At 65.4% G+C, this 867-nt stretch carries 1 pseudogene; it reads left to right on the top strand.

Features of this window, described 5'->3' with window-relative positions:
- Positions 1-73: 73 nt before the first annotated feature.
- Positions 74-867, top strand: a pseudogene (locus tag HUA74_RS44920) (IS3 family transposase); the annotation flags it as partial.

The following is an 867-nucleotide window of genomic DNA, read 5'->3' as shown; positions in this document are numbered from 1 at the left end:
TGACATGCCCTGCGGTTTTCGGACCACCTGAAGCTTGAGAGGATGCCGTCTCCGGACACCACGGAGGCAGGCAGTGAAGAAGAGTCGGTTCAGCGAAGAGCAGATGGTCGCCATTCTGCGAGAGGCGGAGCGGTCGTCCGTGCCGGAGACCGCGAAGAAGCATGGAGTGAGCGAGCCCACGGTCTACGCGTGGCGCAAGCGCTTCGGAGGAATGGACGCCAACGACACGAAGAGGCTGAAGCAGTTGGAGGCGGAGAATGTCCGGTTGAAGAAGCTGCTGGCCGAGCGGGACTTGGACATCGAGGTGTTGAAGGAAATCCAAGCAAAAAAATGGTGAGCGCCCCCGCGCGAAGACAGCAGGTGGAGTATGCCCGCGCCCGGGGGCTGTCCACGCGGCGAGCATGCCGGCTGTTGCGGGTGGCGCGCTCTGCCCTGGGGTACGTGTCGCAGAAGGCACAGCGGGAGAAGTCTGTCGTGGAGCGGATGCGCGAGCTCGCCCTGCAGTACCCGAGGTACGGCTACCGTCGCATCCGCATCTTCTTGGGCCGGGACGGTCACCGCATGTGCCCAGATAGGGCGTATCGGCTCTGGCGCAAGGAGGGCCTGCAGGTGCCGCGCAAACGGCCCAGGCGGCGAGTGGCGGCCAGCCGCCCGCGTCCGTTGCCTGCGACGGGGCCCAACCAGGTGTGGGCCTACGACTTCGTCTTCGACGGCTGCGCCAACGGACAGCAGCTCAAATGCCTCACGGTGGTGGACGAGTGGACGCGCGAGTGCCTTGCCATCGACGTCGCGGGCGCCATCCGCTCTGGACGCGTAGTCGAGGTGCTCTCGAAGCTGGTGAGTCAAAGAGGGGCACCCAGGCACATG

Origin of the sequence: Myxococcus sp. CA051A (assembly GCF_013336705.1) — a bacterium.
Classification (GTDB): domain Bacteria; phylum Myxococcota; class Myxococcia; order Myxococcales; family Myxococcaceae; genus Myxococcus; species Myxococcus llanfairpwllgwyngyllgogerychwyrndrobwllllantysiliogogogochensis.
The sequence above is the reverse complement of the archived record's forward strand: the minus strand, read 5'-3'. Positions and strand labels throughout refer to the sequence as shown.